Here is a 12,972-nt window from a genome sequence, read left to right as displayed (position 1 = left end):
CGCCGGAAGGGGGGCGAACAGTAGGCCCGCTTCATGCAGATAGAGCGCATCGAATTCTCGCCGCACCGCGAAGTGTACAATCCGGGCGACGTCCTCAACGTCGCAGTGCGGTTCGCCGACGGCTTCGTCGGCCAGTGCGAAGCCGGCCTCGTGCGGCGCAACGGTCCGCCAGCGGCGGACTTTCGCCGCAACGTGCTTGCCCGAAGCTCCGACCGCCTGTACGAGGGCCAGGTGCAGGTCCGCGAGGACCTGATCGGGTCGTGCGCATTGGTGCTGCAGCTCACGCCTGTGAAGGGCGAGGCGCGGACGCTGCCTGCGGGCGACCAGATCATCGAGGTGCGTCCGCTGCGGCCCTGAGTCCCGGGAGGAGACGCTCCGATTGACCCACAAGCGCCGCGCAACGATTCGAGCGGCCCAGCCGATATCCCATAGCGGACACCCACCACTGCGAATGCCTGGAGGACCAGACGATGAGGCGGAAATCGAAAAAGGGCGCCACCAAGAAGAAAGCGCCGGCGAAGAAGAAGGGCGCAAAGCGCGCGACAAAGCGGGCCGCGTCGAAAGGCGCCCGCCGAGCCGCAGCACCTAAGAAGAAGACCACAGCCAAACGCGGCAAGGCCAAAGCCGCGAAGAAGCCAGCCGCGAAGAAGCCAGCCAAGAAGAGCGCGCCGCCGAAGGCCAAACGCGCCACAGCGCCGGCTCCCAAACCGGTGCCGACCACGGTGCTCGACGACAACGGCGCGGCGGACGGCGATCTGGTGATCGAGGAATACGAAGAAGAAGAATTCGAAGAAGAGCCATTCGGCGAGGAGACAGAAGAAGAGTTCCACCCCGAGCATTCCGAGGAGTTCTAGCAGACCGAAGCGAGGCCGAAAGGCCTCGCTTCTTATGTGAGGTTGGTCGCGCTGACGGCGTGAGGCGAGTCCGGGGCCCGCGCGTATGCCTCGCGCGCGTCGGGCAGCTGCGCGAACCATCCCAGCCGGTACATGCCATACAGCGCGGCGATGCCGGCGATCTCCACCACGGGCACGAGCAAGCCGGCTTCTGGACCGAACTTGCCGCCGGTCAGCAGCGGCGGGCCGCTGACGTACTGCATGACGATGCCGGGTCCCGTATGGATGCCGCTCACCGGCGTGCCCAACACCGGCCCCTCGAACACGTTCCATGCGAAATGGCCGCCCCACGCGAGCCACAGCGATCGAGTCCACAGGATCGCGCAGCACGCCCATATCCCGTCGACGGCGATGTTGATCGTCGTCGCCCACGGCAGATCGCCGAAATACGGATTCTTGAAGTGCAGCAGCGCGAACATGACGGACGTGACGATCGCCGCCGGCCAGAACCCGAACTCTTCCCAAAGATTCTGCAGGATGTAGCCGCGCAGCGGCATCTCTTCGGCAAGCGCGGCGATGACAAAAATGGCACACCATGCCGCGAGGTTGCGCAAGACCGACCACGTCATCGACAGCGCGAGGACGTGGTTGGCGCCCAGCAAGAGACCGAAGGCGAATATTAGCAGCTGCATGCCCGCGCCGATCGCGGCGCCCAGGGCGAACAGCCATAGCCAGCGTGTGCGAAACGTGATGCCGAGCGAGGCGACGCTGCGCCGGTCGAGGTAGATGCGCAGCAGGATCGCGACGCCCACCACCGCGATGGCCGAGATGAGCTCATCGAGCCAGACCGGGGTGCGCATGAACGCCGCGTCGGGACCGTACGCGATCCGGTACCCGATCGCCACGAAGATCGCCAGCACGGCCTGCGCGGCCACCGCCGCCAGTATGTAGGCGAGCACCCTGAACACCGGCCGCAACCGGCCGTCCTTGACGAAGAGACGCTGGAGCATGCAGCGCGGCGTTGGGCGCTTCCGGAGGTCGCGCCTGCCTGGCCTTGAAGCAACCCTGCATGCGGATCGACGTGTCCAAGACCGAGCTCAATCTGTGGACCTCGTTCATGGACGAAGCCAAGACCCACCGCCTCTATAGCGCCTACGCGCTTGCGGCGCTGAGCGAGGGCTATCCGGAGGTCGCCGAGGCGTTCATGCAAGCGGCGGGCGATGAGATCATCCACGCCACGATGCATCTGCGCGCGCTTGGCGCCGTCAAGAGCACCGCCGAGAACCTCCGTCAAGTCGTCGAGCATGAGGCAGCTGAATCGGCCGTGACCTACCCGCGCTACATCGCGGAGGCCAAAGCAGAAGGACGCACGGACGCGCTTGTGGGTTTCGAAGTAGCAATGGCGCGCGAGCAGGCGCACGTCAAGCTCTTCCAAGACGCGCTCGCGCTCGTGGAACGCCGCGGCCCCGCCGCACCGAGCGGCATGGAGCGGTCGAATGTATTCGACCGCAGCGAAAAACCCGCCGATGGTGCCGCCGCGACGGCGCCTAGGGCGCTCGAACGCACCGCTCGCGGCGTCGAGAAGATGACCGGACCGGCGGAGATCACAGAGGAGCGCGAGCGCGTGGCATCGCGCACGCGCATCCGCGAGTTCGTGTTCGGCGCTCAGGACGGACTGCTCACGACCGTCAGCGTCGTGTCGGCGTTCTTCGGCGCGCACGAATCCAATACCACGATCCTGCTCGCCGGCGTCGCCACCGGCGTGGCCGGCATGGTGGCGATGACCGCCGGGCAATACCTGTCGTCGAAGGCCGAATCAGAGGTCCACCGTTCTGAGATCGAGCGCGAGCTGCGCGAGATCATCGAGCATCCTGCCGAAGAGCTCGCAGAGCTGGCCGAGATCTACCGTTTGCAGGGCATGGGCGCCGAGCAGGCGCGCGACGCCGCGCTGGCCGTCTCCAAAGATCCGAACAAAGCGCTTGAGGTGATGGCGCGCGCCGAGCTCGGGCTTGACACCGAATCGGCGGGCAACCCGCTCAAGGACGCGGCCGTGATGGCGCCCTCGTTCCTGTTGGGCGCGATCGCACCGATCCTTCCCTACGTCTTCACCAACGGCAGGGAGGCGCTCGCGCTCTCGATCTCGCTCGCGTGTCTGGCGCTGTTCGGCATCGGCATCGTGAAGGCGCGCGTCACCAACGGAAATCCATGGCGCTCGGGACTCGAGCAGTTTCTCATCGGCGCCGGCGCCGGCATCATCGGCTATGTCGTCGGAACGTTCGTGCCGAGCCTGTTCGGCGTCAAGTTCGTCGGCGGCTAGGGCCGGTCGTCCACCCACACCGCCCCGTCGGGCGTGTGCTCTTTCTTCCAGATCGGCGCTATGTGCTTGAGGCGATCGATGGCGTAACGGCAGGCATCGAACGCCGCGGCGCGGTGCGGCGCCGAGACCGCGATCACCACGCTCACGTCGCCGACTTCGAGCGCGCCGACGCGGTGATGGATCGCGATGTCGGTGATCGGGAACTGCTTGCGCGCCTCGGCCGCGATGTCGGAGAACACGCGCTCGACCATCTCGGGGTAGGCCTCGTACTCGAGCAGCGTCACTTTGTGGCCGCGCGCTTCGTCGCGCACTTTTCCGACGAACGTCACCACGCCGCCGGCGCCGTCATGGGAGATGACCTGCGTCGCCAGATGCTCGTCGAGCGGCTCGTTCGTGAGGACGAAATGGCGCGCGCTCATCCGCCGGCCACCGGGGGCAGGAGCGCGAGCTCATCGCCTTCGCGGAGCACCGCATCGGATGACGCGTGCTCGCGATTGACTGCAAAGGCCAACGTCGCGCCGCCGGCCGAAAGCGCCGGATACGCGCGCGCCAGAAACGTCAGCGCCGAAGCGGCGGTGGAGCCGTCCGGCACGTCGGCGTCGATCGAAGACCGCCCCAGCGCCTCGCGCTGGGACGCGAACAGCCGCACGATGATCCGCATGCAGCGGTCTGACTACGGCGCGGGCGCCGCTTCCTCCCTGGGCATACGACTAGGAGTTGCCAGACACTATACGGTAGTGCCCGGGGCTTATAGGAGGGACCGACCATGCCGTTCACCGTGCCCGATCTGCCATACGCCTACGACGCGCTGGAGCCGACGATCGACAAAGAGACGATGACGCTGCACCACGACAAGCACCACGCGGCGTACGTCAACAATCTCAACGCGGCTATCGAGAAGCATCCGGAGCTGGCGGGCAAGACGGTCGAAGAGCTGATAAAGAATCTCAACGCCGTGCCTGAGGACATCCGCGGCGCCGTACGCAACAACGGCGGGGGCCACGTCAACCACTCGATGTTCTGGACCATCATGGCGCCCAACGCAGGCGGCGATCCCAAAGGCGCGCTTGCCGACGCCATCAAGAGCACGTTCGGCGATTTCGAGACCTTCAAGACGCAGTTCAACGACGCCGGCGTCAAGCAGTTCGGCAGCGGGTGGGCGTGGCTGGTGCTGACCGCCGACGGCAAGCTGCAGATCACCAGCACGCCGAACCAAGACAATCCGATGTCCGCCGGGCAGCATCCGGTCATGGGCAACGACGTCTGGGAGCATGCCTACTATTTGAAGTATCAGAACCGCCGGCCCGACTACCTCAAGGCCTGGTGGAACGTGGTCAACTGGGACGCCGTGGCCAAGCGCTTCGACGCCGCCAAGAAGTAGGCCGGCGGTGGCGGGGCTGCTCGAAGGCAAGATCGCGCTCGTCATGGGCGTCGCGAACCGCTGGAGCATCGCGACGTCCATCGCCAAAGCGCTGCACGAGCACGGCGCGCGGCTCGCGCTCACCTACGAGGGCGAACGCACCAAAGACGAGGTCGAGAAGCTGGCGAGCGAGCTCGGCGGCGGGCTCGCGCTGCACTGCGACGTCGGCAGCGACGACAGCCTCGCGAGCTTGCGCGCCGTGCTCGAATCCGAGTACGGGCATGTGGACGCGGTCGTGCACAGCATCGCGTTCGCGCGTAAGGAGGAGCTCGCAGGCAAGTTCTACGCCACCTCGCGCGACGGTTTTCGCGTCGCGCTCGACATCAGTGCGTACTCGCTGGCCGCGCTGTGCCGCGAGCTTGCGCCGATCATCAATCCCGGCGGCTCGGTCATGGCGATGACGTATCTGGGTTCGGTGCGCGCGGTTGCGAACTACAATGTCATGGGCGTCGCCAAGGCGGCGTTGGAGGCCTGCGTGCGCTACCTCGCCGTGGATCTTGGCGAGAGCGGCATCCGCGTCAACGCGATCTCAGCCGGGCCGATCAAGACGGCGTCGGCGCGCGCGGTCAGCGGCTTCACGAGCATTCTGGGGGAAGTCGCAGCCAAGGCGCCGCTGCGGCGCAACGCGGTGGCGCAAGACGTCGGCAACATCGCGGTCTTCCTTTCGAGCGGGCTTTCAAGCGCGGTCACCGGCCAAGTGATCTACGTCGATGCGGGATACAGCATCTTAGGGATTTAGAACGGCCGATTAAAATCGACGGTCGAATGAATTCGACCGCTACAGAGAGAGGGTATGGGGGGCGACGCGGACAACGTGACGGGTCCGCAGGAGGGGAGTGATCGCTGATGGGCCTTACGTGGCAGGATGTCGAAGACATCGGATTCGAGCTCGCGCAGGCGCATCCGGATGAAAATCCCGATCAAGTCGCGATGCCCGAACTGCTCCAATTGGTGACCGACCTCGACGATTTCGAGGACGATCCCGAACGCGTCGACGAGGGCACGCTCGAGCGCATCGCCGCCGCTTGGCGCGAGGAGTTCGCCCAAAAGGCCTAAGTGGCGACCACGCGCATCGGCCTGTTCCCCCTGCGCACCGTGCTCGTGCCGGGCGCCGCGCTCCGGCTCCACATCTTCGAAGACCGCTACAAAGAGATGATCGGGGGCTGCATCGAGTCCGGCGATCCGTTCGGCGTGCTGCTCGACCGGCGCGGCGCCGAGCTCGGCGACGAGCTCGATCCGGTCGACATCGGCACCACCGCGCACATCGCCGAAGTGACGCCGCTGCCGCAGGGCCGGCTGCACATCGTCACGCGCGGCGAGCGGCGTTTCAGGGTCGAGCGTTTGGTGAGCAAGAAACCTTTTTGGACCGCCGAGGTATCCTATCTGGAAGAACCCATCGGCGCGGGCGCCGCAGCCACGCTCCAGGCCATCGCGGCCGAGCGCTTCACGGACTACCTGCAAGCGCTGCTGGCGCTCTTCGGACGGGATCTCGACAGCCTGCACATGCCCGAGGACATCACCGCATCGTCGTACCTGATCGCCGACGCGCTCCAAGTGGAGGGAACGGTCAAGCAGCAGTTGCTCGAAGCGGCGACCTCGATCGACCGCTTGCGCGCAGAGATGGTGCTGCTGGACAGCGAGACCGAGCGTTTGCGCGCGCTCGCCGCCGAGGGCGTGCGCGTCGACGAGCCCTCGCCCGAGACCGCGCCGTTCAACGTCCGCTTTTCGGAAAACTGAAGACGCACAGCAGTATGGGCACCGGAACGATCCACGCGCTGCGCGAGCGGCTCGCGGCGCGCGCGTCGCAGCGGCTGCGCGAGCCGGGCACGCGTGCGGCCGCCGTGCTGGTGCCGCTGGTGGCGGACGGCGAGGAGCTCTGCCTCATCTGCTTCGAGCGGTCGAACGAGGTCATGGAGCATAAGGGCGAGATCTGCTTCCCGGGCGGCTCGATCGAGCCGCACGATGCAGACGTCGTCGATGCGGCGCTGCGCGAGGCGCACGAGGAGCTCGGTTTGCAGCGAGACGCGGTCGAGGTGCTGGGGCTGCTCGACGACGTGCATACGACTGTGTCGAACTACGTCATCACGCCGGTCGTCGGCCATCTGGAGGCGCTGCCGACGCTCGTGCCGGACCCCTCGGAGGTCGCACGTCCGGTGATCGTCGCGCTGCGCGACCTCACCAAGCCCGGTGCGGAAGGCGTCGAATGGCGGGAGTGGCGCGGGGTGAGGCGCGAGATCTACTATTATCCTGTCGCGGGCGGGCGCATCTGGGGCGCCACCGGGCGCATCGTGCACAACTTGTTGAGCGTGTGGTCTGAAGAGGCGGTGATCGAGTGAGCGCGTTGAAGATGTGCGAACGCTGCGGCAAGCAGCCGGCGACCGGCGTGACGCCGACGTTCAAGTCCGGCCGCGTCGCGGTGACCAGCCTGTGCTCGCAGTGCATGGCCGCGCAAGCCGCGACCAATCTGCAATGGATGGGCGGCGCCGCGCTGGCCGCGTTGGCGCTTGGCGTCGGCGCAGCGGTGATCGGCGAGCAGCTCCAGCGCAGCAGGCGCGACGACATCGGGTCGCCGGTCACGCCGGCTTCACCGCCGCCGCCCCGGACGGCGGGCTTCCCGAATTACGGCCGGACGCCGACGCTCAACTCGTTCTCGCGCGACTTGAGCCGGCAGGCGCTCGAGGGACGGCTCGATCCTGTGGTGGGGCGCGACGTCGAGATCGACCGCATCGTGCGCATTCTCGCGCGGCGCACCAAGAACAACCCGGTGCTCATCGGCGACGCGGGCGTCGGCAAGACCGCGATCGTGGAAGGACTGGCCCAACGCATCGTGCGCGGTGACGTGCCGCGGACGCTGCAAGGCAAGCGCATCCTCGCGTTGACGCTGGCGGGCGTCGTGGCGGGCACCAAGTATCGCGGCGAGTTCGAGGCCCGACTGCACCGCATGTTAGAGGAGCTCTCGCGCGCCAACGACGTCATCGTGTTCATCGATGAGCTGCACACCATCGTCGGCGCCGGCAGCGCCGAAGGCTCGACCGTCGACGCCGCCAACATGCTCAAGCCCGCTCTGGCGCGCGGCGAGATCCGCTGCATCGGCGCGACGACGTTCGACGAGTACCGGCGCTACATCGAGAGCGACGAGGCGCTTGAGCGGCGCTTCGCGCCGGTAGTCATCGAGGAGCCGTCGCCGGACAACGCCCTGCAGATGCTGCGCGGCACGCGCTCGCGCTACGAGCGCCACCACGGCGTGAAGATCGCAGACGCCACGCTTGCCGCGGCGGTCACGCTCTCGGCCCGCTACATCAGCGACCGCAACCTCCCGGACAAGGCGTTCGACGTGCTCGACGAGGCCTCGGCGCTCGTCTCGCTGCGCGGCGGAACGGACGTGGGGCCCGAAGATGTCGCGCGGGTCGTCGCCGGCTGGACCGGCATTCCGGTCGAGGCGGTCGCCGGCAGCGAGGCGGCGCGGCTGCTCAATTTCGAAGCGTTGCTGCGCGAGCGCGTCGTCGGCCAAGACGAAGCGGTGCGCGCCGTGGCAGAAAGCGTGCGCCGCGGGCGCGCCGGCATGAAAGAGCATCGCGGGCCGATGGGCGCGCTGCTGTTCATCGGGCCGAGCGGCGTCGGCAAGACGGAGCTGGCCCGCGCTACTGCCGCGGCGCTGTTCGGCAGCGACGAGGCGCTGCTGCGCTACGACATGTCCGAGTTCTCGCAAGCCCAATCCGCGACGCGGCTCGTCGGTGCGCCGCGCGGCTATGCCGGCCACGAGCGCGCCGGCGAGCTGACCGAAGCCGTGCGCCGGCGTCCGTACAGCGTCGTGCTGTTCGACGACGTCGACCGCGCGCATCCTGAGGTGCTCGACCTGCTGCTGCAGCTGCTCGACGACGGCCGCTTGACCGATTCGAACTCACGCGCGGTGGATTTCCGCAACGCGCTCATCATCCTGACCGCCAACGCGCCCGCCGGAGGCGACTTCGCGCAGCTCGGCGCGCAGTTCTCGCACGAACTGATCAACCGGCTGGACGATGCGGTCGTCTTCCACCGACTGGGCCGCGAAGACATCCGCGCCATCGCCGCGCGCCAGGTCGCCAACGTCGCGGCCGCCGCGGCCGAGCAGGGCATCGCCGTGCAGGTGTCGGACGCAGCGTTAGACGCGATCGCCGCCGAAGCGGACGATCAGCGCCAGGGCGCCCGGCTCATCCGGCGCGTGATCGAGCGCCGTTTGAGCGCGCCGTTGGCGAAAGCGGTCTTGGCCGGCACGTTCGTGCGCGGCCAGAGCGTGCGCATCGATGTCGCGCCGCGCGGGGAATTGGAGCTGCAGCCATGCGATACGTCGTCCTGATCGACTACACGGATATGGAAGCGCGCAACCGCGTGCTCGAGGCGCACCGCGCGTTCCTGGCAGACGGGCGCAAAGCGGGCAGCGTGGTCGAGTCAGGTCCGTTCGCCGACGGCAAGGGCGGAATGTACATCATCGAGATGCCGGATGAGGCCGCCGCCGTGGCGTTTGTCGCGCGCGATCCGTATCAGGCTGACGCGAAACTGAAGATGACCGTGCGCGGATGGAAGAGCACGACCGAGAGGCACTGATCTCGAGACGCTAGGTCCCGTAGGCCTCCAGCATCTTGTGGATGCGCGACGTGATCGCGAGCGAATCGTCCCACTTGCGCTGCCACAGGTTGCGCCCGAAGATGAGTCCGGTGACGCCGGCATCCATCGCGATGCGCGCTTTGTGCAGCAGGTCGTCGTCGCCCATCTTACTGCCGCCGGAGAGCAGCACGAGCGTCCGGCCGGCGGACTTGACCACCTTGCGGATGCCCTCTTCCTCTGACAGGCTCAGCGTGTTGTACGGCTTGGGCTGCTTGTCGAGATTCTCGCCGACCTTGGGCTCGTTGAGTTTGACGACGTCCGCACCGAGTTCGCAGGCCATGCGCGCCGCGTAATCGATCGCGTACAGCGAATCCTGACCGCCCTTTTCCTTGATGGCCTTGCCGCGCGGGTACGACCAGACGACCAGCGGCATGCCGTAGCGCTCGCATTCGCGGCGCACGCCGTCGAGCTGGGCGATGTCCTCGGCCTGGCGCGGGCTGCCCACGTAGAGCGTATAGCCGACCGCATCCGCCCCGAGGCGCACCGCATCTTCGACGCTCGACGTCATCGGGGAGAACGGCTCGTCATCGGCTGGAACGTTGGTCTTGCCGTTGACCTTGAGCAGCAGCGGCACTTTGCCGGCATACGGCCCGAAGTATTTCTCGGCCAGCCCGACGTGGCAGGCGACGCCCGAGTACTTGCCCTCGATCGCGAGCCTGAAGATGTAGTCCTGGTCGAGGCTGTCCGGGTTGTCGAAGAAATCGACCGGACCGTGCTCGATGCCCTGGTCGATGGGCAAGAACAACAGCGTGCCGTTGGCGGGGCCGTACTCGTACAGCATACGGTACAGCCGCGCGCGCTTGCCGGGGGAAAGCGCGAGGTCGTCGATCGTCGGGCGCCGGACCTTGGTCAACATCGTGCAGCCTCCATTCGAAGATGGCTTGATTTCGACCGCCGTCGGCCCGCGCCTGCGGCGCGCAAGAAGAAAGGAGCACGTCGCGTCAAAGCTACGCGGGGTGGAACTCTACGACATCACCGTCATCGGTGCTGGTCCCAGCGGGCTGTTCGCGCTGTTCTATGCCGGTATGCGCGGCGCCAAGGCCAAAGTCATCGACGCGCTGCCCGAGATGGGCGGCCAGCTGTACGCGCTGTATCCTGAGAAGTACATCTACGACATGCCGGGCATCCCGGCGATCACCGGGCAGGCGCTGGTCGACGCGTGCGTCGAGCAAGCGTTCCAATGGCCGCATGCCAAGTGCATGGAAGAGCGCGTCACCCATATCGAGCGTCTGTCCGACAACACCATCAAGATCGTCACCGACAAGGCCGAACATAGCAGCCGCACGGTGATCCTGGCGTCGGGCATCGGCGCGTTCAAGCCGCGCAAACTGGCGGCGCCAAGCGCCGAAGCGTTCGAGGACAAAGGGCTGTACTATTACGCGCGCAGCTTCGACGAGTTCACGGGCAAACGAGTGGTCATCGTCGGCGGCGGCGACTCGGCGGTCGACTACGCGCTCGCGATCGCGCCCAAAGCCGCGCAGGTCACGCTGGTCCACCGCTCGCCCTTTCGCGCGCATCCGCACACGGTCGAGCAGCTGCGCGCGTCGCGCGCGGTGATCTATCAGCCCGATCACGAGATCAAGGAAGTGCGCGGCGGCGCGATGGTCGAGAGCGTGATCGTCGTGCAGACCAAGACCAAAGAGGAGATCGAAGTCCGCTGCGACGCGGTGCTGTGCGCGCTCGGGTTCGTCTCCGATCTTGGCGAGGTGAAGAAGTGGGGCATCGAGCTTGACGGCAACGGCATCAAAGTGGACACGGCCACGCAAGAGACCAGCGTGAAGGGCATCTATGCCGCCGGCGACGTCGTCGCGCACCCGGGCAAGCTCAAGCTCATCGCCTGCGGCACGTCGGAGGCGGCGATCGCCGTCAACCAGGCGATGAACTACATGGATCCGAGCCAGAAAGTGCAGCCGGTGCACTCGAGCAACCTGACGCTGCCGATTTCAGCCAAGGTCGGCGCGCAGCCGTGATGCTGCTCGTGCCGCTGGCGGCGGCGGTCGCGCTACAGACGGGGCAGCCCCACGGCCAGCACGGCGCGGCTGCGATCCTGCGCAAGATGACCGCCGTCAATGCGTCGGTGAAGACCTATACGGTGCGCATCCATTTCGACGCGAAGGTGCACTCGTTCTTGAGCCTGCCGCTCGTGCTCAACGCTACCTACTACTATAAGCAGCCGGACAAGATGCAGATCGTCTTCGATTCGGTACCTAGTCTAGCCAAGCAGTTCCAGAACTTCTATGCGTCGACCGGGACGCCCGCGACGTGGCCGAAGACGTACATAGTGACGCTCGAGCCGCCGCAGCCGGGTGAACCGTCTGACAACGGCAACGTCACCTTGCGCCTGACGCCGCGCAACGGCGGCAGCCTCGACCACGCCGACATCACCGTCGACACCTCGACCTACGGCATCGTCATCCAGCAGTGGATCTACAAGGACGGCTCGAGCATCAACGTCGCGCAGTTCAACGAGACGAGCGGGACCTACGTGTTGCCCAGCCACCAAGAGGCGGACTTCAGTTTCCCCAAATACAAAGCGCACGTGGCCGCCGATTACGATTCGTACGACATCAACGTGCCGATCCCGGATTCGGTGTTCAAGGAGCCGCAATAGCGGCGGCGCAGTGAAAGCGAAGGGGCCGGCATCTGCCGGCCCCTTGCGTTTGAGTCGGATCTCTTGTGGGCTATGCGGTCGGGGCCGGGGGTGTCGCAGCGGGCGCAAGGCTGGCGCTGCGCGTCAGCAGCTCGTACATCCGAACGACGACGATCGCCGCAAACGCGTAGATAAAGCCGCCCACGACGAAGCTCACGAGGAAGTTGAGCCCGATGATATGACTGAACAGCATGTCGACGAAGCCGCCGACGAGGACCACGACGAAGATGCCCAAAAACGCCAAGGCGCTCGGCCCAAAGTTGTTCTTGGCGAGATTGAACGAGTCGCCGATCGCCTCCATGCCGCTCTTGTTGCCGATCACGACGCCGGGCACCCAGTACATCACGAAGAAGCCAAGCGCGAGCAAGAGGAACACGCCGATGAAGAGGAAGACGAGGATACACGGTATGATCGCGAGGAGGACGATCAAGATAAGGCCCACGATCATCTGAGGCAGTTTCGCAAAACCTCGCGACAGAGCGGAGCTGAGATCCAAGGGCCTGCCCGCCCAGATGTCGGTTGCGCCGTACACAACGGTGGCTTGCGCCACAAGCCCGATCAGGGCCAGCACGATACCGCCGATCAGTCCGATGAGCCCCACGGAGGCCAGCACGGCCATCGCCGCGGTCATGGCTCCCTGGTTCCCCGTGCTGCCGAGGACCCCGCTGCTCAGAGCGCCGGCCGCAAGCGCACCGAAAATCATGAAGCGCAGCACCGACCCCAAGAGCGCAGCGATCGCCGTGGGAAGGGCCAGCATCCAATTCTTGATCAGGAGCTGAAAAGAGTCTTGCAACTCCTTGACGACGTCGATCTGAGCTGTAGCCATGGGACCTCCTCAGACGAGTGAGAAACCGAGAGCGTGGCCTTCGAGCGGCGGGTCGCTTAACCTTCGTTCGAGCGCCGCGCGGGGAATCGCCGGACATCCCGCAGAATGGAAAGGCTCTCAAACCATGTGCGGAGTGACACTTTGACCGACCACCTTGCGCTCGGGGGCCGCGCGTTCGAATCGCGCCTCATCGTCGGCACCGGCAAGTTCGGCAGCCCGGAGGTCATGGCCGACGCGCTCGCCGCGGCCCGCACGCAGCTCGTCACCGTCGCGCTGCGGCGC

Annotated in this window: 17 protein-coding genes; 12 read left to right on the top strand and 5 right to left on the bottom strand. The window is 66.3% G+C overall.

Translation table 11 applies throughout. From position 1 onward, the window contains the following. Positions 1-33: 33 nt before the first annotated feature. Together VKF82_11235 and VKF82_11230 are read left to right on the top strand one after the other, a co-directional pair. A complete protein-coding gene (locus VKF82_11235; GenBank protein HME82627.1) occupies positions 34-357 on the top strand; it encodes a hypothetical protein in 324 nt (107 codons plus the stop codon). A 113-nt stretch (positions 358-470) separates the two neighbouring features. Continuing rightward, positions 471-854, top strand: coding sequence for a hypothetical protein (locus VKF82_11230; protein HME82626.1), 384 nt, complete (start codon positions 471-473; stop codon positions 852-854). Between the two features lie 32 nt (positions 855-886). On the opposite strand, the gene VKF82_11225 is transcribed toward VKF82_11230, so the two are convergent. Continuing rightward, positions 887-1,843: a CPBP family intramembrane glutamic endopeptidase gene (locus VKF82_11225; GenBank protein ID HME82625.1), complete on the bottom strand. Its 957-nt coding sequence runs from the start codon at positions 1,841-1,843 to the stop codon at positions 887-889. Between the two features lie 59 nt (positions 1,844-1,902). On the opposite strand from VKF82_11225, the gene VKF82_11220 reads away from it, so the two are divergent. After that, the gene (locus VKF82_11220) at positions 1,903-3,150 is read left to right on the top strand and encodes a VIT1/CCC1 transporter family protein (GenBank protein ID HME82624.1); all 1,248 of its coding nucleotides are present in this window, start codon (positions 1,903-1,905) and stop codon (positions 3,148-3,150) included. Here the strand turns inward: VKF82_11220 and VKF82_11215 are convergent. Beyond that, on the bottom strand, positions 3,147-3,569 hold the full coding sequence (locus tag VKF82_11215) for a molybdenum cofactor biosynthesis protein MoaE (GenBank protein ID HME82623.1): 423 nt from the start codon (positions 3,567-3,569) through the stop codon (positions 3,147-3,149). The two genes, VKF82_11220 and VKF82_11215, sit on opposite strands and share 4 nt — an antisense overlap. After that, the gene (locus VKF82_11210) at positions 3,566-3,811 is read right to left on the bottom strand and encodes a MoaD/ThiS family protein (GenBank protein ID HME82622.1); all 246 of its coding nucleotides are present in this window, start codon (positions 3,809-3,811) and stop codon (positions 3,566-3,568) included. Before VKF82_11210 ends, VKF82_11215 begins: the two co-directional genes overlap by 4 nt. A 105-nt stretch (positions 3,812-3,916) precedes the next feature. Between VKF82_11210 and VKF82_11205 the strand changes: the two genes are divergently transcribed. The 7 genes from VKF82_11205 (at position 3,917) to VKF82_11175 (ending at position 9,154) form a co-directional block, all read left to right on the top strand. Then, positions 3,917-4,531 carry a superoxide dismutase gene (locus tag VKF82_11205; protein ID HME82621.1) on the top strand — a complete coding sequence of 205 codons (615 nt, stop codon included), beginning with the start codon at positions 3,917-3,919 and terminating at the stop codon, positions 4,529-4,531. Positions 4,532-4,538: 7 nt separating this feature from the next. Then, on the top strand, positions 4,539-5,309 hold the full coding sequence (locus tag VKF82_11200; protein HME82620.1) for an enoyl-ACP reductase: 771 nt from the start codon (positions 4,539-4,541) through the stop codon (positions 5,307-5,309). A 107-nt stretch (positions 5,310-5,416) separates the two neighbouring features. Next, positions 5,417-5,626 carry a Fe-S cluster assembly protein IscX gene (iscX, locus tag VKF82_11195; GenBank protein HME82619.1) on the top strand — a complete coding sequence of 70 codons (210 nt, stop codon included), beginning with the start codon at positions 5,417-5,419 and terminating at the stop codon, positions 5,624-5,626. After that, a complete protein-coding gene (locus VKF82_11190) occupies positions 5,627-6,307 on the top strand; it encodes an LON peptidase substrate-binding domain-containing protein (protein HME82618.1) in 681 nt (226 codons plus the stop codon). Positions 6,308-6,321: 14 nt separating this feature from the next. Continuing rightward, positions 6,322-6,906 (top strand): CoA pyrophosphatase, encoded by a 585-nt coding sequence (locus VKF82_11185; GenBank protein ID HME82617.1) that lies wholly within the window; start codon positions 6,322-6,324, stop codon positions 6,904-6,906. After that, a complete protein-coding gene (locus VKF82_11180) occupies positions 6,903-8,906 on the top strand; it encodes an ATP-dependent Clp protease ATP-binding subunit (GenBank protein HME82616.1) in 2,004 nt (667 codons plus the stop codon). The genes VKF82_11185 and VKF82_11180 overlap by 4 nt, the downstream gene beginning before the upstream one ends. Next, a complete protein-coding gene (locus tag VKF82_11175; protein ID HME82615.1) occupies positions 8,888-9,154 on the top strand; it encodes a YciI family protein in 267 nt (88 codons plus the stop codon). The genes VKF82_11180 and VKF82_11175 overlap by 19 nt, the downstream gene beginning before the upstream one ends. A 10-nt stretch (positions 9,155-9,164) precedes the next feature. On the opposite strand, the gene VKF82_11170 is transcribed toward VKF82_11175, so the two are convergent. Next, positions 9,165-10,070, bottom strand: coding sequence for a hypothetical protein (locus VKF82_11170; GenBank protein HME82614.1), 906 nt, complete (start codon positions 10,068-10,070; stop codon positions 9,165-9,167). 25 nt (positions 10,071-10,095) lie between these two features. On the opposite strand from VKF82_11170, the gene VKF82_11165 reads away from it, so the two are divergent. Together VKF82_11165 and VKF82_11160 are read left to right on the top strand one after the other, a co-directional pair. Further along, on the top strand, positions 10,096-11,184 hold the full coding sequence (locus VKF82_11165) for an NAD(P)/FAD-dependent oxidoreductase (GenBank protein ID HME82613.1): 1,089 nt from the start codon (positions 10,096-10,098) through the stop codon (positions 11,182-11,184). Continuing rightward, on the top strand, positions 11,181-11,825 hold the full coding sequence (locus VKF82_11160) for a hypothetical protein (GenBank protein ID HME82612.1): 645 nt from the start codon (positions 11,181-11,183) through the stop codon (positions 11,823-11,825). The genes VKF82_11165 and VKF82_11160 overlap by 4 nt, the downstream gene beginning before the upstream one ends. A gap of 70 nt (positions 11,826-11,895) precedes the next feature. On the opposite strand, the gene VKF82_11155 is transcribed toward VKF82_11160, so the two are convergent. Then, the gene (locus VKF82_11155; protein HME82611.1) at positions 11,896-12,690 is read right to left on the bottom strand and encodes a hypothetical protein; all 795 of its coding nucleotides are present in this window, start codon (positions 12,688-12,690) and stop codon (positions 11,896-11,898) included. Positions 12,691-12,972 lie beyond the last annotated feature (282 nt).

Source organism: Candidatus Eremiobacteraceae bacterium (assembly GCA_035314825.1).
Lineage (GTDB): Bacteria > Vulcanimicrobiota > Vulcanimicrobiia > Eremiobacterales > Eremiobacteraceae > JAFAHD01.
This window is presented reverse-complemented; position numbering and strand designations above follow the sequence as displayed.

What these genes read in the sequence shown, in the direction of transcription:
- VKF82_11235 (HME82627.1), top strand. Translation starts at nt 34, where the DNA reads ATGCAGATAGAGCGCATCGAATTCTCGCCGCACCGCGAAGTGTACAAT.
- VKF82_11230 (HME82626.1), top strand. Translation starts at nt 471, where the DNA reads ATGAGGCGGAAATCGAAAAAGGGCGCCACCAAGAAGAAAGCGCCGGCG.
- VKF82_11225 (HME82625.1), bottom strand. Translation starts at nt 1,843, where the DNA reads ATGCTCCAGCGTCTCTTCGTCAAGGACGGCCGGTTGCGGCCGGTGTTC.
- VKF82_11220 (HME82624.1), top strand. Translation starts at nt 1,903, where the DNA reads ATGCGGATCGACGTGTCCAAGACCGAGCTCAATCTGTGGACCTCGTTC.
- VKF82_11215 (HME82623.1), bottom strand. Translation starts at nt 3,569, where the DNA reads ATGAGCGCGCGCCATTTCGTCCTCACGAACGAGCCGCTCGACGAGCAT.
- VKF82_11210 (HME82622.1), bottom strand. Translation starts at nt 3,811, where the DNA reads ATGCGGATCATCGTGCGGCTGTTCGCGTCCCAGCGCGAGGCGCTGGGG.
- VKF82_11205 (HME82621.1), top strand. Translation starts at nt 3,917, where the DNA reads ATGCCGTTCACCGTGCCCGATCTGCCATACGCCTACGACGCGCTGGAG.
- iscX (HME82619.1), top strand. Translation starts at nt 5,417, where the DNA reads ATGGGCCTTACGTGGCAGGATGTCGAAGACATCGGATTCGAGCTCGCG.
- VKF82_11185 (HME82617.1), top strand. Translation starts at nt 6,322, where the DNA reads ATGGGCACCGGAACGATCCACGCGCTGCGCGAGCGGCTCGCGGCGCGC.
- VKF82_11175 (HME82615.1), top strand. Translation starts at nt 8,888, where the DNA reads ATGCGATACGTCGTCCTGATCGACTACACGGATATGGAAGCGCGCAAC.
- VKF82_11170 (HME82614.1), bottom strand. Translation starts at nt 10,070, where the DNA reads ATGTTGACCAAGGTCCGGCGCCCGACGATCGACGACCTCGCGCTTTCC.
- VKF82_11155 (HME82611.1), bottom strand. Translation starts at nt 12,690, where the DNA reads ATGGCTACAGCTCAGATCGACGTCGTCAAGGAGTTGCAAGACTCTTTT.